Origin of the sequence: Streptomyces sp. NPDC059900, assembly GCF_050270335.1 — a bacterium.
In the GTDB taxonomy this organism is placed as follows: domain Bacteria; phylum Actinomycetota; class Actinomycetes; order Streptomycetales; family Streptomycetaceae; genus Streptomyces.
Genome location: NZ_JBNNJZ010000003.1, coordinates 17,570 through 37,377, shown reverse-complemented (window position 1 = coordinate 37,377; position 19,808 = coordinate 17,570). Strand labels below are relative to the sequence as shown.

The 19,808-nt window shown below is 70.4% G+C and carries 18 protein-coding genes; 14 read left to right on the top strand and 4 right to left on the bottom strand.

What is annotated here, in order from left to right:
* The first annotated feature begins 35 nt into the window (after window positions 1-35).
* From ACQKIP_RS01225 to ACQKIP_RS01160, 14 genes are all read left to right on the top strand, one after another.
* Window positions 36-1,682 carry a thiamine pyrophosphate-binding protein gene (locus tag ACQKIP_RS01225; RefSeq protein ID WP_365865570.1) on the top strand — a complete coding sequence of 549 codons (1,647 nt, stop codon included), beginning with the start codon at window positions 36-38 and terminating at the stop codon, window positions 1,680-1,682.
* Window positions 1,675-2,274, top strand: a complete 600-nt coding sequence (locus tag ACQKIP_RS01220; RefSeq protein ID WP_361196143.1) for a DJ-1/PfpI family protein — start codon at window positions 1,675-1,677, stop codon at window positions 2,272-2,274. The genes ACQKIP_RS01225 and ACQKIP_RS01220 overlap by 8 nt, the downstream gene beginning before the upstream one ends.
* Window positions 2,275-2,279: 5 nt before the next feature.
* Window positions 2,280-4,127, top strand: coding sequence for an AGE family epimerase/isomerase (locus tag ACQKIP_RS01215; protein ID WP_365865572.1), 1,848 nt, complete (start codon window positions 2,280-2,282; stop codon window positions 4,125-4,127).
* The gene (locus ACQKIP_RS01210; protein WP_365865574.1) at window positions 4,124-4,465 is read left to right on the top strand and encodes an STAS domain-containing protein; all 342 of its coding nucleotides are present in this window, start codon (window positions 4,124-4,126) and stop codon (window positions 4,463-4,465) included. Before ACQKIP_RS01215 ends, ACQKIP_RS01210 begins: the two co-directional genes overlap by 4 nt.
* Entirely contained in the window at window positions 4,462-6,630 is a 2,169-nt protein-coding gene (gene glgX / locus ACQKIP_RS01205; protein ID WP_365865576.1) for a glycogen debranching protein GlgX, read from the top strand. The genes ACQKIP_RS01210 and glgX overlap by 4 nt, the downstream gene beginning before the upstream one ends.
* Complete coding sequence (locus ACQKIP_RS01200; RefSeq protein ID WP_190085640.1) at window positions 6,620-6,931, top strand: anti-sigma factor antagonist; 312 nt, start codon at window positions 6,620-6,622, stop codon at window positions 6,929-6,931. The genes glgX and ACQKIP_RS01200 overlap by 11 nt, the downstream gene beginning before the upstream one ends.
* A gap of 14 nt (window positions 6,932-6,945) precedes the next feature.
* Window positions 6,946-7,452, top strand: coding sequence for an ATP-binding protein (locus ACQKIP_RS01195; protein WP_365865578.1), 507 nt, complete (start codon window positions 6,946-6,948; stop codon window positions 7,450-7,452).
* An 11-nt stretch (window positions 7,453-7,463) separates the two neighbouring features.
* Window positions 7,464-8,714: a PP2C family protein-serine/threonine phosphatase gene (locus tag ACQKIP_RS01190; RefSeq protein ID WP_365865579.1), complete on the top strand. Its 1,251-nt coding sequence runs from the start codon at window positions 7,464-7,466 to the stop codon at window positions 8,712-8,714.
* Between the two features lie 55 nt (window positions 8,715-8,769).
* Window positions 8,770-9,537 carry a MinD/ParA family ATP-binding protein gene (locus tag ACQKIP_RS01185; protein WP_361196133.1) on the top strand — a complete coding sequence of 256 codons (768 nt, stop codon included), beginning with the start codon at window positions 8,770-8,772 and terminating at the stop codon, window positions 9,535-9,537.
* Between the two features lie 87 nt (window positions 9,538-9,624).
* Entirely contained in the window at window positions 9,625-11,712 is a 2,088-nt protein-coding gene (locus tag ACQKIP_RS01180) for a maltotransferase domain-containing protein (RefSeq protein WP_365865581.1), read from the top strand.
* Window positions 11,709-13,892, top strand: coding sequence for a 1,4-alpha-glucan branching protein GlgB (gene glgB, locus ACQKIP_RS01175; protein ID WP_365865583.1), 2,184 nt, complete (start codon window positions 11,709-11,711; stop codon window positions 13,890-13,892). The genes ACQKIP_RS01180 and glgB overlap by 4 nt, the downstream gene beginning before the upstream one ends.
* Window positions 13,893-13,914: 22 nt before the next feature.
* A complete protein-coding gene (locus ACQKIP_RS01170) occupies window positions 13,915-14,400 on the top strand; it encodes a cation:proton antiporter regulatory subunit (RefSeq protein ID WP_365865585.1) in 486 nt (161 codons plus the stop codon).
* Between the two features lie 4 nt (window positions 14,401-14,404).
* Window positions 14,405-15,646: a cation:proton antiporter gene (locus ACQKIP_RS01165; protein ID WP_365865587.1), complete on the top strand. Its 1,242-nt coding sequence runs from the start codon at window positions 14,405-14,407 to the stop codon at window positions 15,644-15,646.
* A 274-nt stretch (window positions 15,647-15,920) separates the two neighbouring features.
* Window positions 15,921-16,928, top strand: a complete 1,008-nt coding sequence (locus ACQKIP_RS01160) for a superoxide dismutase (protein WP_365865589.1) — start codon at window positions 15,921-15,923, stop codon at window positions 16,926-16,928.
* Window positions 16,929-17,013: 85 nt separating this feature from the next.
* On the opposite strand, the gene ACQKIP_RS01155 is transcribed toward ACQKIP_RS01160, so the two are convergent.
* From ACQKIP_RS01155 to ACQKIP_RS01140, 4 genes are all read right to left on the bottom strand, one after another.
* Entirely contained in the window at window positions 17,014-17,319 is a 306-nt protein-coding gene (locus ACQKIP_RS01155; RefSeq protein ID WP_365865590.1) for an antibiotic biosynthesis monooxygenase family protein, read from the bottom strand.
* Window positions 17,320-17,363: 44 nt separating this feature from the next.
* Window positions 17,364-18,200, bottom strand: a complete 837-nt coding sequence (locus ACQKIP_RS01150; RefSeq protein ID WP_365865592.1) for an NAD(P)H-binding protein — start codon at window positions 18,198-18,200, stop codon at window positions 17,364-17,366.
* Between the two features lie 49 nt (window positions 18,201-18,249).
* Window positions 18,250-19,194, bottom strand: coding sequence for an NADP-dependent oxidoreductase (locus ACQKIP_RS01145; RefSeq protein WP_365865594.1), 945 nt, complete (start codon window positions 19,192-19,194; stop codon window positions 18,250-18,252).
* A 93-nt stretch (window positions 19,195-19,287) separates the two neighbouring features.
* A complete protein-coding gene (locus ACQKIP_RS01140; protein ID WP_365865595.1) occupies window positions 19,288-19,803 on the bottom strand; it encodes a cupin domain-containing protein in 516 nt (171 codons plus the stop codon).
* Between the last annotated feature and the right edge of the window lie 5 nt (window positions 19,804-19,808).

The following is a 19,808-nucleotide window of genomic DNA, read 5'->3' as shown; positions in this document are numbered from 1 at the left end:
CGCGGCAACGACTGAGGAATCGAGAGAAGGCAGACATGGCCAGGCAGGGCAATGCGGCGATCATCGAGCAGTTCATTGCCGACGGAATTCCCTTTATGTTCGGCAATCCAGGGACGGTCGAGCAGGGATTTCTGGACGCGCTGGAGGACTATGACGACCTTCAGTACATCCTGACCCTGCAGGAGACCGTCGCCGTCGGAATCGCGGACGGCTACGCCCGCGCCACGGGCCGGCCCGCGCTCCTCCAGCTGCACAGCGGCGTCGGGCTCGGCAACGCCATCGGCATGCTCTACCAGGCCAAGCGCGGTCACTCGCCGATCCTGACGATCGCGGGCGAGTCGGGTGTCCAGTACGAGTCCATGGACGCCCAGATGGCCGCCGACCTGGTCGCCATGGCCAAGCCCGTGACCAAGTACGCCACCCGGGTCACCGACCCGCGTTCGGTCCTGCGGGTCCTTCGCCGGGCGATGAAGATCGCGATGACACCGCCGATGGGCCCGGTCTTCGTGGCGCTGCCTCTCGATGTACTCGACGCGCTCAACACCGAGCAGATCGTGCCGAGTTCGGCGCCCAGCACCAGGACCGTACCGGCGGGCGCGCTCGTGGAGCAGGCGGCGCGGCTCCTGACCGGCGCCCGGCGGCCGCTCGTCCTGGCCGGGGACGGCGTGGCGGCGTCCGGCGCGCAGGACGAACTGGTGCGGGTGGCCGAGCAGCTGGGCGCCGACATACACGGCGTCAACTACTCCGAGGTGAACCTCGACGTCACCCACCCGCTCTACCGCGGGGACCTGGGGCACATGTTCGGCGCGGTCAGCACGGCCGCCGTCCGGGACGCCGACGCGGTCCTGGTCGTCGGCACGTACACCTTCCCCGAGGTCTTCCCGGACACCGGCGACCCCTTCCGCGCGGACGCCCGGATCGTCCACATCGACCTGGACGACTACGAGATCGCCAAGAACCACCCGGTCACCCTCGGCCTGGTCGCCGACCCAAAGGAGACCCTCGCCGCGCTCAGTGCGCAGCTGGACCGCGAGTTGTCCGCCACCGACCGGGCGGCGGCGGCCGAACGCCTGGCGGCGCGCCGCGCAGAGCGGCCCGCGCCGGTTGCCGACGACGGCTCGCTGCTCCACGCCTTCCTGCGGGAACTGGCGGCCCAGGTCCCCGACGACGTGATGATCTTCGATGAGGCGCTGACCGCCGCCGGCGCCCTGAACGCCCATCTGCCGGGCCGCAGGCCGGGCCACTGGTTCTCCACCCGCGGCGGTTCGCTCGGCGTGGGCATCCCCGGAGCCATGGGCATCAAGCTGGCCCACCCGGACAAGACCGTGATCGGCTTCACCGGCGACGGCGGCTCCATGTACACCTTCCAGGCGCTCTACACCGCCGTGCGGCACGACATCGGCGCCAAGTTCGTCATCTGCAACAACCGCAGCTACAAGCTGCTCGACAACAACATCGAGCAGTACTGGCGGGAGCGGGACGTCGCCCCCCACGCGTACCCCACGCCGTTCGACCTCTCCCGCCCCGACCTGGGCTTCGCGCAGATCGCCGAGGGGTTCGGCGTCGACGCGCTGCGCGTCGACGACCACGACCAGGTCGGCTACGCGGTCAAGCGGATGCTCGCCGACGACAAGCCGTTCCTCATCGACCTGCGGACCACCGAAGGGGGAGACCGTGGCTGACGTACCGTCCCGTGACGGGGTGCTCAGCGGACAGAAGATCGCGATCCTGGCGGAGAGCGACTTCTACGAGCCCGAAATCGCCTACTACCAGCGCCGGTTCGCGGAGGAAGGCGCCCGCGTCGACTTCGTCACCCGGATGTGGGGCAACAAGTCCATCACCTTCACCGGCCACGAGCACCGCGCGCCCCTGACGGTGACCCGCAGCCTGGAGGATCTGGACGACCGCACGCTGCGCGAGTACAAGGCGCTGATCGTGCCCTCCGGCATGGTCGCCGACCGGCTGCGCTACACCGAGGACATCGAGCGCCTGGCGCCGGCCACGGACCTGCTGCGCCGGGCCTTCGCCCGCTCCGGAGTGGTCAAGGGGATCATCTGCCACGGCATGTGGCTGGCCTCCTCGATCCCCTACGTCGTGCGCGGACGCAAGGTGGTCTGCCACAACAACCTGCTCGGAGACGTACGCAACATGGGCGCCAACTACGTCGACCAGGACGTCGTCGTCGACGGCGACCTGGTGACCGCCCGCACCGGCGACCACTGCCATCTGTTCGCCAGGACCATCATCGACGAACTCGTGCTGCGAGGGGTGTGACAGCAATGCCAGAGATCTCACGGAACGTCGACTTCACCTTCTCGGACACCGTCGCGGGGCGGGTGACCGCGTTCGACGCCGAGACCCGGGTCTTCTCCCTGGTCACCGCCGACGGCCGGTTCTTCGACGTCGGCCTTGACGGCGGCCCGAGCGCCGAGCTCCTGCACAACCTGGGCGAGCCCTACCAGGACGCGTCGGCGCACGTGGACGAGCTGCTCACGCAGGACGCCTTCGTCATCGCGTACGGCATTTTCTACCCGCACAGCCAGGCGCTGCGCTTCGAGGCCAAGCGGCTGATCTTCCTGGGGCGCGACCCCGAGGACTACCGCTTCGAGGAAGCGGGCTGGTGGGTCCGGCAGATCAAGGAGATCGCCGGCTTCTACCGCAAGGCACAGTTCGGCGACGGGCCGGTCGACTTCGGCGACTACCGCACCGAGATCCGGCTCGGCGGCGACAAGACCGCGAGCCACGTCCAGGAGACCGACACCATCTCCCGGCTCGTCTACGGCATGGCATCCGCCTTCCTGCTCACCGGCGAGGACGAGTACCTGGAGGTCGCCGAGCGCGGCACCGAGTATCTGCGCGAGCACATGCGGTTCGTCGACACCGACGAGAACGTCGTGTACTGGTACCACGGCCTCAAGGTCGACGGCGACGTCGAGAAGAAGCTGTTCACGTCCGAGTTCTCCGACGACTACGACGCGCTGCCCGCCTACGAGCAGATCTACGCGCTTGCCGGCCCCGTGCAGACCTACCGCATCACCGGCGATCCGCGGATCAAGTCCGACGCGGACGCCACCATCCGCCTCTTCGACCGGTTCTACCTGGACCCCGAGGCGGGCGGCTACTACTCGCACATCGACCCGATCCTGCTCAGCCCCCACCACGCCTCGCTCGGCCCCAACCAGGGCCGCAAGAACTGGAACTCGGTCGGCGACCACGCGCCCGCGTACCTGATCAACCTGTACCTGGCGACCGGCGAGCAGAAGTACGCCGACATGCTGGAGTACACCTTCGACACGATCGTCGAGCGCTTCCCCGACCTCAAGAACAGCCCGTTCGTGCAGGAACGTTTCCACACGGACTGGTCGCACGACACCACCCACGGCTGGCAGCAGAACCGCGCGGTCGTCGGACACAACCTGAAGATCGCCTGGAACCTCATCCGGATGAACGCGCTGCGGCAGAAGGACGCCTATCTGGAGACCGCCGTCTCGCTGGGCGAGACCATGCCCGAGGTCGGCAGCGACCGCCAGCGCGGCGGCTGGTACGACGTGGTGGAACGCGTCAAGGTCGAGGGCGAGGACAGGTTCCGCTTCGCCTGGCACGACCGCAAGGCCTGGTGGCAGCAGGAGCAGGCGATCCTCGCCTATCTCATCCTGCACGGCGTCACCGGGCGCGCGGACTTCCGCACCGAGGCGCGCGACGCCCAGTCGTTCTACAACGCGTTCTTCCTCGACCACGACGAGGGCGCCGTCTACTTCAACACCATGGCCAGCGGCCTGCCGTACCTGCTCGGCGTCGAGCGCCTCAAGGGCAGCCACTCGATGTCGATGTACCACTCGGCCGAGCTGTGCTACCTCGCGGCCGTCTACAACAACCTGCTGATCAACGGCAAGGCGATGGACTTCTGGTTCAAGCCCGACCCCGCCCTGATCGAGGACCGCGTGCTGCGCGTATCGCCGGACCTGCTGCCCGCGGGCGCCGTGCGCATCGCGGCCGTGGAGATCGACGGCGAGGAGCACACCGACTTCAACGCCCAGGCCCTGACCGTCCGGCTGCCCGAGACCTCGGGCCGCATCAAGGTCAAGGTCCGCCTCGAACCCAACGCCCGCAAGGAGGTGACGGGATGACCGTCAAGGTCAGCTCGCAGGTGCTCGCAGGCGTCACCGTCGTCGCCCTCGAAGGCGAGATCAACTCCACCACGTCCGGGGGACTCCAGTCCCAGCTCCTTCCGTTCATCGGCCACGGCTCCACGGTCCTCATCGACCTCACCGGCATCTCGTACGTCTCCAGCGCCGGCCTGCGCACCCTGCTGATCGTGCACCGGCACGCCCAGCAGCTGGACGCCGGGATCACCCTCGTCGGCCTCTCCGAAGAAGTCTCGTTCGTCATGTCCGCCACCGGCTTCCTGGACTTCTTCAGGATCGCCGACGACCTGGACACCGAGCTGGAACGCGCGGGCCGATGACCACCCCCGACATGCGCGAGCGTATCGACGGCTTCCCGACGCACCGGATCGGTCCGTACCGGGTAAGGGCGGGCCGGCCCTTCCCCTACGGCGCCACTCCGGTGCCCGGCGGCGTCAACTTCTCGGTCTACTCCGACGGCGCGACCACGATGAGCCTGGTGCTCTTCGAACGGGGCGCTGCGCAGCCCGCCGCCGAGCTGGAATTCCCGCCGGAGTTCTGCATCGGCAGCGTGTACGCCATGACGGTCTTCGGGCTCGACCTGGAGAACCTGGAGTACGGCTTCCGCGCCGACGGCCCCTTCGACCCCGCACGCGGTGACCGCTTCGACGCGGGCAAGGTGCTCAGCGACCCCTACGCGCGCCTGATCTCGGGGCGCGAGGTGTGGGGCAGGGAGCCGGACTGGGACAACGTCTACCACTACCGCTCGCAGGTCGTGCACGACGACTTCGACTGGGGCGGCGACCAGCCGCTGCGCATCCCCACCGAAGACCTCGTGATCTACGAGACCCATGTGCGCGGCTTCACCCGGCACGCGTCCTCGCGCGTGTCGGCGCCGGGCACCTACGCCGGACTGCGCGAGAAGATCCCCTACCTCCAGGAGCTCGGGGTCAACTGCATCGAACTGCTCCCGGTGTTCGAGTTCGACGAGCTGGACAACCCGCGCACCGACCCGGTCAGCGGCGAGCGCCTGTACAACTACTGGGGCTACAACACCGTCTCGTTCTTCGCGCCCAAGGCCGGCTACGCGGCGACAGGACCGTTCGGCATGCAGGCCGACGAGTTCAAGACCCTGGTCAAGGAGCTGCACAAGGCCGGCATCGAAGTCGTCCTCGACGTCGTCTTCAACCACACCGCCGAAGGCAACGAGCAGGGCCCCACCATCTCCTTCCGCGGCCTGGACAACGCCACGTACTACATGCTCACGCCGCGCGGCGAGTACTACAACTTCAGCGGCACCGGAAACACCGTCAACTGCAACCACCCCGTCGTACGGGACTTCGTGCTCTCCTGCCTGCGCCACTGGGTCGCCGAGTACCACATCGACGGATTCCGCTTCGACCTCGCCGCCATCCTCGACCGGGCACCGGACGGCACCCCGCTGCCCAACCCGCCGCTGCTCGAACAGCTGGCGTACGACCCGATCCTGCGCCACACGAAGCTGATCGCCGAGGCGTGGGACGCGGCCGGGCTCTACCAGGTGGGCAACTTCCCCAACTACGGCCGCTGGTCGGAGTGGAACGGCAAGTACCGCGACACCGTACGCCGCTTCGTCAAGGGCGAGCCGGGCCTGGTCGGCGAGCTCGCGACCCGGATGGCGGGCTCGCCCGACCTCTACCAGGGCCGCACCTCGTCCGCCTCGGTCAACTTCATCACGGCGCACGACGGATTCACCCTGGCCGACCTCGTCTCGTACAACGACAAGCACAACGACGCCAACGGCGAGAACAACAACGACGGCGCCAACGACAACAACAGCTGGAACTGCGGAGAAGAAGGACCCAGCGCCTCCTCGCACGTCAGGGAGCTGCGGCTGCGGCAGATGAAGAACCTCCTGACCATCCTGCTCACCAGCCAGGGCATTCCGATGATCCTGGCCGGCGACGAGGTCGGCCGCACCCAGCTCGGCAACAACAACACCTACTGCCAGGACAACGACCTGTCCTGGTTCGACTGGGGCCTGGTCGACGTCAACGACGAACTCCTCGGCTTCGTCAGGTCGATGATCGCCTTCCGGCACGCCCACCCCGTGCTGCGCACCAGCGACCACCCCACCGGCACCGACCGGGTCGGCAGCGGCTACCCCGACGTGAGCTGGCACGGCGTGCGCGCCTGGGCGCCGGACTGGGCCGACCACTGCCGGGTGCTCGCCATGATGCGGTGCGGCAAGCACGCCAAGTCCGGCAGCGTCGCCGACGACCACGTGTACGTCGCCGTGAACGCGCACTGGGAGGCGCACGACCTGGAGCTGCCCGCACTGCCCGACGGACAGCGCTGGCACCTCTTCGCCGACACCGGCACCACCGTCCACCCCGTCGGCGCCGAGCCGCAGCTCCAGCACCCCTGGCGCTACCACCTGGGCGCCCACTCCGCGGTCGTCCTGGTGGGCCGGGAGGCCGGCCAGGACCACCATCTGACGCAGAAGGAGAACCACCGTGGCTTTTGACGTGCGGCTCAGGATCAACGACAAGGTCGCCACCATCGAGCTCAAGGGCGAGCTCGACGCCTCCACGGCGGGCGAGTTCCACGAGACCGTCGGCAAGGCCGCGGGCGCCGGCGCCGTCGAACTGGTCATCCGCGCCGAGCAGCTCGGCTACCTCTCCAGCGCGGGCCTGCGCTCCCTGGTCTTCGCCCGCCAGAAGATGGGCGACGGGGTGCGCATCGCTGTCGTCGGCGCCTCCGAGCCGGTGGCGAGGACCATCCGGCTCGCCGGCTTCGACCACAGCATTGATCTCGTCGACGCCTGAAGGGACGAGCCGAGATGACGTTCGACTTCAGGACCGCAGAGGCTCCGGGGACCGCGGAGGCGGGAAAGGCGGCGGGCGTCGCTCAGGCGCCCGGGTGCGGCAGGGCGAACGCACTCCGCATCCCCGCATCGGTCGAATCCCTCGAACCGGTGTCCGACTTCGTGCTCGGTCTCGGCAACCGGGCCCGCCTGCGGGAGAGCTCGCTCTACCGGCTGCGCCTCGCCGCCGACGAGCTGGCGACCAACATCGTCATGCACGGCTACCGCGGTGAGCCCGGCGAGATCACGGTGGACGGCGGGATCGATCCCGGCGAGGTCTGGGTCCGCTTCCAGGACGACGCCCCGGCGTTCGACCCGAGGCAGGGCATGCGGGCACCGGCGCTCGACGTGCCCCTGGAGGAGCGGCCCATCGGCGGCCTCGGCGTCTTTCTGGCCTTCACAGCGGTGGACACCTTTGAGTACGAGCTCGTCGCGGGGCGCAATGTGAGCACCCTCGTGATGCGCCGGCCGACAGCGGACTAGACGAGGCGGAGATGGCGCAGACGAAGGTGCTGATACTGGACGAGCGGCGCAACGTGCCCTCAGGCCTGGCCAAGGCGCTGGACGCCGTGGGAGCCGAGACGCACACCTGCACCCCCGGCGACGTACTGGCGGCGTCGCCGGGGCGGATGCCCGCGGTGACCGCGCTGCTCGCACACGCCACACTGTCGCCGCACACGGTCAGATCGGTGGCCCGGCGCCTCGCGGACGAAGGCCAGCAGCCGACCGTGGTGGCCTACGCCGACCGCGACCTGCACCTCCTGGACGGCCATGTGCGCGCGGGCTCCGACTACCTGATCCCGCCGTTCCACCCCGTCCTGGTCGAGGCACGGCTGCGCGACTGCCACCAGCACGCGGAACACAACCGCAACTTGGAGGAGGTCGCCGCGCACGCCGAACTGCTCAGCTATGAGCGGGAGTTGGAAATAGGCAGGGAGATCCAGCTCGGCTTTCTGCCGGACTCGCTGCCCAGCCCCGACGACTGGCACATCCGGGTGCGCTTCCGGCCCGCGCGTACCGTCGCCGGGGACTTCTACGACGTCTTCGAACTGGTCAACCGCAGACGCCTCGCCCTCGTGGTGGCCGACGTGTGCGACAAGGGAGTCGGCGCCGCCCTGTTCATGGCGCTCATCCGGTCGCTCCTTCGCCACACGGCCGAGCAGAGCGGCCTGCAGAACCTCATCGCGGCGGACCTCATGGGCGAGGAGCCCGGCTGGGCCGAACACACCAGGGCCATCCCGGTCGTGGGCGCGACACCCCTGCTCAACGCGGTCGTGGGCACCAACAGCTATCTGACCCGCAACCACATCAAGCAGGGCTACTTCGCCACCATGTTCTTCGGCGTCCTCGACCCCGTCACCGGCAACCTCGTCTACATCAACGGCGGCCACAACCCGCCCGTCCTGGTCAGCGGGAGCGGCGCCGCACCCGTGCTGCTCCAGCCGACGGGACCGGCCGTGGGCGTCATGCCCGACTGCACCTTCTCCCTGGGATACGCGCAGATCAGCCCCGGAGACACCCTCTTCATCTACACCGACGGGGTCACCGAGGCCCGCTCGGAGACGGGCCGGTTCTTCGGCGAGGACCTGCTCCTGGAGCAACTGACGGACGCCGCGGGGCGGGGGGAGGAGCTCCTGGACCACATGGACGGCGCGCTCAGCGAGTTCGTCGGCCAGGCCGAACAGTCCGACGACATCACGATGATGGCCGTGCACTGGCGGGCGCCGGCCACGACCGCCGACTGACCGGAGCCGCCCGCCGGCCGACGCGCGAACGAGCAACAACTGTCAGGTGGAGAACATGTCGCAGATCATCACGGTGCACTCCTATCGAGGGGGCACCGGCAAGTCCAGCACGGCCGCCAATCTCGGGTTGCTGCTCGCCGCCTCGGGTCTGCGGGTCGCGTTGGTGGACACGGACATCCAGACGCCCGCTCTGGACGTGATGTTCGGCGATGCGACGGCCCCGGCCCGGCGCTCGCTCACCGACTACCTCATCGGCCGCTGCGAGATCGAGGAGGCGGCCTACGCCGTCGACCGCACCGGCGGGCACGAAGGACTCTTCCTGGTCCCGGCCAGGAGCCAGGCCACCGGCGTCAACGAGATCATGGGCCGCGGCTACGACGTGGGCCTGCTGAGGGAGGGCTTCGACCGGCTCATCGACACGCTCGCGCTCGACGTGCTGCTGCTCGACACCCACGCCGGGTTCAACAACGAGACCGTCACCGCCATGGCCAGCTCGGACGGCCTGGTCGTGGTGACCCGCGCCGACCGGCTCGACCTCGCCGGCGCCAAGGAGACGATGGCGCTTGCCGGGCGCCTGGGCCTGGGCAGCATGAGCATCGCCGTGAACATGGCCCCCGACGGCACCATGGCCGACCGGCTGCGCGGCGAGGTCGAGACGGCCTACGACACCCGCATCACCACCGTGCTGCCCTACGCGCCCGAGATGGCCTCACTCGCGGGTGAGCAGCTGTTCTCCACGGCGTACCCGCACCACCCCCTGGTGTCGGGATACCGCCGGATCATCTCGGAGGTCAGCAACGGAACCACCGCGATCCGGCGCTGACCGCGCCCGCAGGCCGACGCGACCCGCTCGCACCGCCGAACACCCCTGTCCAGCGACCGCACCCCGGTGCGAGGAGGCACGAGCACTATGGAGGGCAAGCCCATGCAGCGCGACACGACGCGCCCGACTGCCGGAGCCGCACCGCCGCCCGGCGGGCCGACGGGCACAAGGCGGCGGCCCTGTGTGGGCCGGATCCCCGTCGTCGACGTGCTGCCCTGTGTGGACGGCGGCCTGACCCCCGCCCGTGCCGTACCCGACGAGGTCTTCGAGGTCTCCGCCACGGTCTTCAGGGAGGGACACGACGCGGTCGGCGCCGGCGTCGTGCTCACCGACCCCGACGGCACCGCGCAGGTCTTCACCCCCATGCGCCTGGTGGCCCCCGGCACCGACCGCTACACCGCGTGGATCAGCGCGGGATGCGAGGGCGACTGGACCTACCGCGTGGAGGCCTGGACCGACCCCTGCGCCACCTGGCGGCACAACGCCGACATCAAGGTGCCCGCCGGAATCGACACCGAACTGGTCCTGGAAGAAGGGGCGTTGCTCCTCGAAGAGGTCGCCGGACGGGTCCCCGCCGACGCGGCGGCGCAGCTGACCGACGCGGCCGCGCGCCTGCGGGACGGGCGCCTGGACCCCGAGGAACGGCTCGCCGCCGTCGACGCCCCCGAAGTGAGCGCCCTGCTGACCGCCCACCCGATACGGCGGCTGCTCACCCGCTCGTCCGAACTGCCCCTGCGGGTCGACCGCCAACGCGCCCTGTACGGCGCCTGGTACGAGTTCTTCCCCCGCTCCGAGGGCGCCGTCATGCCCGCCGTGCGGGACGGCGTGCCCGAGCCCGCCAGGCCGGGCACCCTGCGCACCGCGGCCAAGCGCCTGGAGGCCGTCGCGGACATGGGCTTCGACGTGGTCTACCTGCCGCCGGTCCACCCCATCGGCAGCACCCACCGCAAGGGCGCGGGCAACACCCTGGAAGCGGGCCCGCACGATCCCGGCTCGCCCTGGGCGATCGGCTCCGCCGACGGCGGACACGACGCGATCCACCCCGAGCTCGGCACCCTCGACGACTTCGACCACTTCGTGGCGCGCGCCGGTGAACTGGGACTCGAAGTGGCGCTCGACTTCGCCCTCCAGTGCTCCCCGGACCACCCCTGGGTCACCGAACACCCCCAGTGGTTCAAGCACCGCGCCGACGGCTCGATCGCGTACGCCGAGAACCCGCCGAAGAAGTACCAGGACATCTACCCGATCGACTTCGACACCGACCCCGACGGACTGCACGCCGAATGCCTGCGCGTGCTGCGGCACTGGATGGACCACGGGGTGCGGATCTTCCGCGTCGACAACCCGCACACCAAGCCCGTCGCCTTCTGGGACCGCCTGATCGACGCCGTCCACGAGAGCGACCCCGACGTGCTCTTCCTCGCCGAGGCGTTCACCCGCCCCGCCATGCTCCACGCCCTGGCCCGCGCGGGCTTCCACCAGTCGTACACGTACTTCACCTGGCGCAACTCCAAGGAGGAGGTCGAGTCCTACCTCTCCGAGCTGGCCGGACTCGACGGCGAGGAGAGCTCCGCCTATCTGCGGCCCAACCTCTTCGTGAACACCCCCGACATCCTCAACGCCTACCTCCAGTACGGCGGCCGTGCGGCCTTCGCGGCCCGCGCGGTGCTCGCCGCCATGGCCGGGCCGACCTGGGGCGTCTACGCCGGATACGAGCTGTACGAGAACGTGCCCACGGGACCCGGCAGCGAGGAGTACCTGGACTCCGAGAAGTTCCAGCTGCGCCCGCGCGACTGGGCGGCTGCCGAGGCCGCGGGCGACTCCCTGGCCCCCCTGATCCGCTCCCTCAATGACATCAGGCGCGCCCACCCCGCCCTGCACCAGCTGCGCAACCTGCGCTTCCACCGCACCGACAACGACGCGGTGCTCTGCTTCTCCAAGCGGGCCGCCGGCGGCGACTGGGTCCTTGTCGTGCTCAACCTCGACCCGCACGAAGCACGCGAGGCGACGATCACCCTCGACCTGCCGGCGCTGGGCCTGGAGCGCTCCGAGACCTTCCAGGTGCACGACGCCCTGTCGGGCGCGAGCTACCGCTGGGGCCGCGACAACTACGTACGCCTCGATCCGCGGCACCAAGTGGCCCACATACTCACGGACGGGACCCCGCAGTCGTGACCACCGCACAGCACCCAGCGGCCCTGGCCGCCACCCACCTCAAGCGGCTCACCACCGGCGACGTCAGCGATCCGCACGCCCTGCTCGGACCGCACCCGGGCGCGGCGGGCGTGAGCGTGCGGGTGCTGCGCCCGCTGGCCGACGCGGTGTCCCTGACCACCCCGTCCGGCGAGCCGCTGCTCGACCTCGACCACGTGGGCGAGGGCGTGTTCGCGGGCCGCCTGCCGGGCACGGTCGTCCCCGACTACCGGGTGCGCGTCCGCTACGGCACGGACGTCCACGACTACGACGACCCCTACCGCTTCCTGCCCACCCTCGGCGAACTCGACCTGCACCTGATCCGCGAGGGCCGGCACGAGCAGCTGTGGCGGGTGCTCGGGGCGCGGGTGTGCGAGCACCAGTCCGGCTGGGGCACGGTCGCGGGCACGGCGTTCGCCGTGTGGGCCCCCAACGCCCGCGCCGTGCGGGTGGTCGGCGACTTCAACCACTGGGACGGCCGGGCGCACGCCATGCGCTCGCTCGGCGTCAGCGGGGTGTGGGAGCTGTTCGTGCCGGGCGTCGGCGAGGGCTGCCGGTACAAGTACGAGATCCTCACCCCGGACGGCCGCTGGATCAAGAAGGCGGACCCCCTCGCCGCCTCCGCCGAGGCGGCGCCCGGCACCGCCTCGGTCGTCTTCCGCTCCCGGCACCGCTGGAGCGACGACGCCTGGATGGCCCGGCGCGGCGAACGCACCGTGGACCGCAGCGCGATGAGCGTCTACGAAGTCCACCTGGCCTCCTGGCGCCCCGGCCTCGGCTACCGAGAGCTCGCGGTCGAACTGCCCGCCTACGTGAAGGCGCTGGGCTTCACGCACGTCGAGTTCATGCCGGTGGCCGAGCACCCCTTCGGCGGCTCCTGGGGCTACCAGGTCTCCTCGTACTACGCCCCGGCGGCCCGTCTGGGCGGCCCCGACGACTTCCGGGCCCTGGTCGACGCGCTGCACCGGGCGGGCATCGGCGTCATCGTGGACTGGGTGCCCGCGCACTTCCCCAAGGACGACTGGGCCCTGGCCCGCTTCGACGGGACCGCGCTGTACGAACACCCCGACCCGCGCCGCGGCGAACACCCCGACTGGGGGACCCTCGTCTTCGACTACGGGCGCAACGAAGTGCGCAACTTCCTGGTCGCCAACGCCGTGTACTGGTGCGAGGAGTTCCACGTCGACGGCCTGCGCGTCGACGCCGTCGCCTCCATGCTCTACCTCGACTACTCGCGCGCCGAGGGCGAATGGCTGCCCAACGTGTACGGCGGCCGGGAGAACCTGGAGGCCGTGGAGTTCCTCCAGGAGATGAACGCCACCGTGCCCCGGCGCTGCCCGGGCGTCCTGACCATCGCCGAGGAGTCCACCGCCTGGGACGGCGTGACCCGGCGCACCGACCACGCGGGCCTCGGCTTCGCCCTGAAATGGAACATGGGCTGGATGCACGACTCCCTGTCGTACATGGCGCAGGACCCCGTGCACCGGCAGCACCACCACCACGCCATGACCTTCCCGATGGTGTACGCCTACGCGGAGAACTACGCGCTGCCCATCAGCCACGACGAAGTGGTGCACGGCAAGGGCTCGCTGCTCACCAAGATGCCAGGCGACCGCTGGCAGCAGCTGGCCAACCTGCGCGCCTACCTCGCCTTCATGTGGGCCTTCCCCGGCAAGCAACTCCTCTTCATGGGGCAGGAGTTCGCCCAGGACACCGAGTGGTCCCACGAGGCGGGCCCCGACTGGTCCATGCTCCGGCACGGCGCGCACACCGGGGTGCGCGACCTGGTGCGCGACCTCAACCGCAGCTACCTCGCCGACCCGGCGCTGTGGAGCCAGGACACCCGCCCGGAGGGCTTTCGCTGGATCGACGCGGACGCAGCCGAGGACAACGTCTACTCCTTCGTGCGGTACGGCGAGGACGGCGAGGCACTGGTGTGCGTCTTCCACTTCCAGCCCGCCGTCCGGCACGGCTTCCGCCTCGCGCTGCCCGAGGAGGGCGCCTGGACGGAGGTGCTCAACACGGACGCCACGCAGTACGGGGGCTCCGGGGTCACCAACCCCAGGCGTATCCACGCCGCTCCCGAGCCCCGGCAGGGATGGCCGGCGAGCGCGACGGTCGTCCTGCCGCCCCTCGGCGCCGTGTGGTTCCGCAAGCAATGACGCAGACCGAAGGAGAGACATCATGCCTGCACCCCGCCTGAGGACCACCCCGTTGCCCGGCATCGGGGTGCAGTACGAACTGACCACCCGGCGCCACGACACCCTGTCGGTGATCGCCCACCGCGACCGCAACCGCACCCTGAACGTCCACCACGACGACGACCCCGACTCGGCGGGCCTCTCCCTGGTGCTCACCGGCGCGGAGGCCCTCTCCCTCGCCGACGCCCTGCTGCCCAGCCACAACAACCCGAACCTGCTGCACACCAGCGACTTCGGCCTGATCGCCGAACAGGTCACCATCACCGGCGGCTCGTACTGGAACGGACGCACCCTGGGCGAGACACGGATGCGCACCGACACCGGGGCCTCGATCGTGGCCGTCATGCGCCGGTCCCACGCGATCCCCTCGCCCAGCCCCGACTTCCGGCTGCACGGGGGCGACATCATCATCGTCATCGGCACCCGGGAAGGCGTGGACGGCGCCCACGAGATCCTCGAGCGGGGCTGATCGCGTGCACTCCGCAGTCTTCCTGATCGAGTTCGGCGCGGTGGTCCTCGCCCTCGGTCTGCTCGGCCGCTTCGCCGTGCGCCTGAAGTTCTCGCCGATCCCCCTCTACCTCCTCGCGGGGCTCCTGTTCGGCGCGGGCGGCGTCGTCCCGCTCGGTGGCAGCGAGGAGTTCATCGAGGTCGGCGCCGAGATCGGCGTCGTCCTGCTGCTCTTGATGCTCGGCCTGGAGTACACCGCGGGCGACCTCGTGGGCCACCTCAAGACCCATGCCCCCGCGGGAGGCGTCGACTTCCTGCTCAACGCGCTGCCCGGCGCCGCGGCGGCCCTGCTGCTGGGCTGGGGCCCGGTGGCCGCCGTGGTCCTCGCGGGCGTCACCTGGGTCTCGTCCTCCGGGGTCATCGCCAAGGTGCTCGGCGATCTGGGCCGGCTCGGCAACCGGGAGAGCCCGGTCATCCTCAGCATCCTCGTGCTCGAAGACCTCGCGATGGCGCTGTACCTGCCCATCCTGACCGCGCTGCTCGCCGGCACGGGCCTGCTCGCGGGCGGTCTGACGCTGGGCATCGCGCTCGCCGCGGTCGGCACCGTCCTGCTCGTCGCCGTGCGCTACGGTCGGGTCATCTCGCGCTTCATCTCCAGCGACGACCCGGAGAAGCTGCTGCTCGTCGTCCTCGGCATGACGCTCCTGGTGGCCGGTGTCGCCCAGCAGCTCCAGGTCTCGGCGGCCGTGGGGGCGTTCCTCGTGGGCATCGCCCTGTCCGGGGAGGTGGCCGAGAACACCCACCATCTGCTGATGCCGCTGCGGGACCTGTTCGCGGCGGTGTTCTTCGTGTTCTTCGGCCTGAGCACCGATCCCACCACCATCCCCTCGATGCTGCTGCCCGCCCTCGCCCTGGCCGCGCTCTCCATCCTGACGAAGGTCGCCACCGGGTACTGGGCCGCGAAACGCGCCGGGATCGCCGAGCGCGGCCGGTGGCGGGCGGGCGGCGCCCTGGTCGCGCGGGGCGAGTTCTCCATCGTCATCGCCGGGCTCGCGGTCTCCTCCGGGACGGTCGCGCCCTCCCTCGGACCGCTGGCCACCGCGTACGTGCTGCTCCTGGTCATCATGGGCCCGCTCGCCGCCCGCTTCACCGAGCCGATCGCGCAGCGCGTCATCCTGTGGCGCGGCAAGGAGTACCCCGGCGCGGGAACCCCCGCCAAGCCGGTGCCGGACCCCGTGCCGGAGCGGACGGCCGCGGCCCCCGAGTGACGCCGGCGGCGGGGGCCCGGCCCGCGACGGGACGAAACGGAAGCTTCGCCACCATACGGAATCACGTCAGTCACCTACGAAAGTCGCTGCCTTCACATAGGTAATTTCAGCCCCGAGGCCCGACCGTCACATCACGGTTCACCTGTGCTTTTGCGATCCGCAGGCGATTTCGAGCCCTCGTCGGGCACCCCAACTCCCGCTCAGATCCAGCCATATGGTCCTCAACGCCCGCCGGGGCACACCCGGCGTTTCCGCAGTTCGAAACGAGGACCCCATGCATCTGACGCATGCCCGCCGACGGCTCACCGCCTGCGCTCTCGCGCTGGCCTTCGCACTCGCCGCGGGACTCACCGCGCCGGCCACCGACGCCAGCGCGGACGCAGCGGCCCCCGGTGCCGCCGAAGCCGTCACCGTCAGCCGCGCCGTCGCCCTGCCCGGCAACCAGGCCTACCCGGAAGGCATGGCCACCGACCCGAAGAACGGTGACCTCTACATCACCTCGTTCGCCACCGGAGCGGTCTACCGCGCCCCCTCCGGCCAGACCCAGGCCACCGAGTTCCTGCCCGCGGGCACCGACGGCCGCACCCAGGCCATGGGCACCGAGGTCGACAAGCACGGCCGGGTGTGGGTCAACGACGCGGACGGAGTGACCCTGTACAGCACGGCGGACGGCAAGCGCCTGGCCCGCTTCGTCAGCCCCACGCCCGGCAAGTCCGTGCTCAACGACGTCGACCTGACGCCGGACGGCACCGCCTACGTCACCGACTCGCTGCGCCAGCTCGTCTACCGGCTGCCCGCCGCCACCATCGAGAAGACCGTCACCGCGCGCGGCACCGACACCCTGTCCACCGGGTTCGACCTGAACGGCGTCGTGGCCCCCCACCCCGACGGGGCCATCACCCTCAACGGCATCGAGTCCGACGCAACGGGCAAGTACCTGCTGACCGTCGACATGGCCTCCGGCGACCTGTTCCGCCTCGAACCCGCCACCGGCGGCATCCGCAAGCTGACGGTGACCGGCGGCAAGCTCGTCTCGGCCGACGGGCTGCTCTGGGAGAAGAACCAGCTGTGGGTCGTCCAGTTCGACTCGGACAGCATCAACCGGCTCACCGTCTCCTCGGACGTCACGTCGGCGTCCGTCGTGGCTCACGCCACCGATCCGGCCCTCCAGCACCCGACGACGCTCATACGCAAGAGCGGGTCGCTGCACGTGATCCGCTCCCAGTTCGGCTCGGCCACCCTCGACCTGCCGTTCTCGGTGGCCAAGGTGAGCGGCATCTGAACGACGAAGCCCGTTGCCGCGACGCCATGGTGCGTCACGGCAACGGGCTTCGTCCCGTGTCCGGTTGCCGCTCAGTTCCTGCCGCTCAGTTGCTGCTGCTCAGCTGGGCATACCGGCCCGACGCGACGGTGGTCTTGTCGATGGCGGCCAGGAAGTCCTGGGTCTGCGAGGCGCCGAAGAAGCCCTGCATGGTGGCGTCGGCGTCCTGGACGGTGGCCCAGTGCACGATCACCAGATACTCGCCGTCGTCGCTGCGGGTCACCTCCCGCGAGACGAAACCGGGCTGCTTGGCCATGTAGTCGTTCTCGACCGACCGGTCGAGGTCGGCGAACGCGGCGGCGTCGAAACCGGGAGTGAGCTTGAAACGGACGGTCTCCACAGTGGTGGTCACGGCGGGTACTCCTTCAGAGGTCGGGTGATGTTGATGGGGGCGGTTCAGCGGAAAGCGCTCGCGTGCTGCTGCGCCCACTGCTCGAAGGTGCGGGGCTCGCGGCCGAGCAACTCCCGTACGGTCGGCCGTACCCGGGAGTCGTCGAGGGTGCCGTCCGCGTAGTAGCGGAAGAAGGCCTCGATGTAGGGCGCGGGAACGCCCTGCCCGACCATCTCGCTGCGGGCCTCCTCGTCGGACTGGCCCTCGAAGCGCAGCTTGCGGCCGAGCACCTCGCCCAGGACGCGCACCCGGTCCGCCGGCAGCAGGGGCTCTGGGCCGCTGAGGGCGTGGGCCAGGCCATGGTGGGCGTCGTCGAGCAGGACCCTGGCGGCGACGGCGCCGATGTCCGCCGGGTCGATCATGGCGACGGCGACATCCGGGAACGCCGCACGCACGGTGTCGCCCGCGGCCAGCTGCTCCGTCCACTGGAAGGTGTTCGACATGAAGCCGCTGGGCCGCAGGATCGTCCACGGGATGCCGGAGGCGCGTACGGCCTCCTCGGAGCCAATCATCATGGCCGAGATCGCGTTGTCGAGGTCGCCGTCGGGCGCGGCGATGCTGGAGAGCAGCACCACATGGCCGACCCCCGCCTGACGCATCTCGGCGAGCAGCCCCGGCATGTCCGGGTAGCCCGGCAGCAGGAACACGCCGTCCACCCCGTCGAGCGCGGGGCGCAGCGAATCCGGCCGGTTCAGATCGCCCCCGACGGCCTCGACCGTCGGCGGCAGGTCGGCCTTGGCGGGATCACGCACCAGGGCCCGGGGCGGAGTGTCCGCCGCGGGCAGCAGATGGGCGAGGACCTCGCCGCCCACGTGCCCGGTGGCGCCGGTGACCAGGATCATCGGGCTTCCTCATTTCTCTGGTTGGGGGTCGGGCCCTTGTGGGGGCAGGTCAGCGCAGGTCGAGGACCAGACGGCCGCGCACATGGCCCTGCTCGCCGATCTCGTGCGCGCGGGCGACCTCGGTGAGGGGCAGCACCTCCTGCACGTACGGCTTCAGCGTGCCGTCGGCCAGCAGGGGTGCGGCCTGCTCCAGGACGGCCCGGTCCGGGTGCACATAGGTGAAACCGGCGCGCACCGCGCGGGCGTCGGCGGCCGACCGGTGACCGTCGGCCTCTCCCTTGAGGGTGACGACGATCCCGCCGGGGCGCACCACGTCGAGCAGCCGCAGGAAGTCGGCGCCGCCCCGCGGGTCCACCGCGATGTCGACGTCCTTGGCGGCGCGGCCCACCGCGTCGTGCTCGACCACGTCGTGCGCGCCGAGGGAGCGCACGAAGCCGTGGTTCGCGGCGGACGCGGTGCCGATGACCTCGGCTCCGGCCGCCGCGGCCAGCTGGACGGCGATGTGTCCGACGCCGCCCGACGCGCCCTGCACGAGCACACGGTGTCCGCTCTCCAGGCCGCCGTGCTCGTACAGCGACTGCCAGGCGGTGAGCACGACCATCGGCGCCGACGCGGCGACGACGTCGTCGACTCCGGCGGGCTTGAGCGCGAGCTCGTTCTCGTCGGCGACCGCGAACTGCGCGTACCCGCCCGCGAGACCCGGGAAGCGGGGCATGCCGAACACGGCGTCGCCCACCCGCAGCCGTGAGGTGCCGGGCCCGAGCGCGGTGACGGTTCCCGAGATGTCCCAGCCGAGGACGGCGGGGAAGACGGGCACGCCCACCCCCTGGCCCGCCCTGGTGGCCCAGTCGATCGCGTTGACGCCCGCGGCATGGACGCGGACGAGGACTTCCCCTTCGCCCGGTACCGGCACGGGCTGTGGTGCGGTGTGCAGTACGCCGGGTGCGCCGAAGCCGTCGATGACGGCTGCCTGCATGGTGTCCTGGCCGGCCATGCCGTTCGCCTCTCTGTTTTTCTGTCGGACCTTCAGGCGCCGCGCGGGGCGGCAGACCGCCGGGCGCCTCCCGCCGGAGGCGCCCGGCGGGACTCACAGCGACAACTGCAGGTCGTGCTGGGGGGCAAGATCCACGATCTGTCGCTGCTGTTCCGGAGTCAGGGGCAGCGGCGCCTCCCCGGCACGTGCCTCCTGGCCGATCTCCATGAAGAACTTCTCCAGGTAGGCCGGCGTGAACATGAACAGCAGCCGTGCGGTCTGCACGCCGACGTTGCGGAACCGGTGCCGGGTGCCGCGCGGCACGAACACGAAGTCCCCGTCACCGGCGACGAACGTCTTCTCGCCGTTGAGGAACTCGATGGTCCCGTTGAGGATGAAGAACGCCTCGTCGGCCCGGGGGTGGATGTGCGGCGGCGGGCCGCCGCCGGGCGGCACGGTCGCCTCGGCGAGCGTCAGCGACCCGTTGGTGTTCTCGCGCGTCGCCTTGAAGGTGTAGATGGCGTCGCCGAACCAGATGGACTGGCCCTCGCCCGCGGGCTGGTGGATGACGTTGCCCTCCGGGTGGTAGGGCGCCTCGTCGGCCCCGAGGGGCTGGGCTGTGGTGGTCACGGGCA

Bases quoted from the DNA above. Each gene is read 5' to 3' on its own strand.
- ACQKIP_RS01225 (WP_365865570.1), top strand. From the start codon at position 36: ATGGCCAGGCAGGGCAATGCGGCGATCATCGAGCAGTTCATTGCCGAC.
- ACQKIP_RS01215 (WP_365865572.1), top strand. From the start codon at position 2,280: ATGCCAGAGATCTCACGGAACGTCGACTTCACCTTCTCGGACACCGTC.
- ACQKIP_RS01210 (WP_365865574.1), top strand. From the start codon at position 4,124: ATGACCGTCAAGGTCAGCTCGCAGGTGCTCGCAGGCGTCACCGTCGTC.
- glgX (WP_365865576.1), top strand. From the start codon at position 4,462: ATGACCACCCCCGACATGCGCGAGCGTATCGACGGCTTCCCGACGCAC.
- ACQKIP_RS01195 (WP_365865578.1), top strand. From the start codon at position 6,946: ATGACGTTCGACTTCAGGACCGCAGAGGCTCCGGGGACCGCGGAGGCG.
- ACQKIP_RS01190 (WP_365865579.1), top strand. From the start codon at position 7,464: ATGGCGCAGACGAAGGTGCTGATACTGGACGAGCGGCGCAACGTGCCC.
- ACQKIP_RS01185 (WP_361196133.1), top strand. From the start codon at position 8,770: ATGTCGCAGATCATCACGGTGCACTCCTATCGAGGGGGCACCGGCAAG.
- ACQKIP_RS01180 (WP_365865581.1), top strand. From the start codon at position 9,625: ATGGAGGGCAAGCCCATGCAGCGCGACACGACGCGCCCGACTGCCGGA.
- ACQKIP_RS01170 (WP_365865585.1), top strand. From the start codon at position 13,915: ATGCCTGCACCCCGCCTGAGGACCACCCCGTTGCCCGGCATCGGGGTG.
- ACQKIP_RS01160 (WP_365865589.1), top strand. From the start codon at position 15,921: ATGCATCTGACGCATGCCCGCCGACGGCTCACCGCCTGCGCTCTCGCG.
- ACQKIP_RS01150 (WP_365865592.1), bottom strand. From the start codon at position 18,200: ATGATCCTGGTCACCGGCGCCACCGGGCACGTGGGCGGCGAGGTCCTC.
- ACQKIP_RS01145 (WP_365865594.1), bottom strand. From the start codon at position 19,194: ATGGCCGGCCAGGACACCATGCAGGCAGCCGTCATCGACGGCTTCGGC.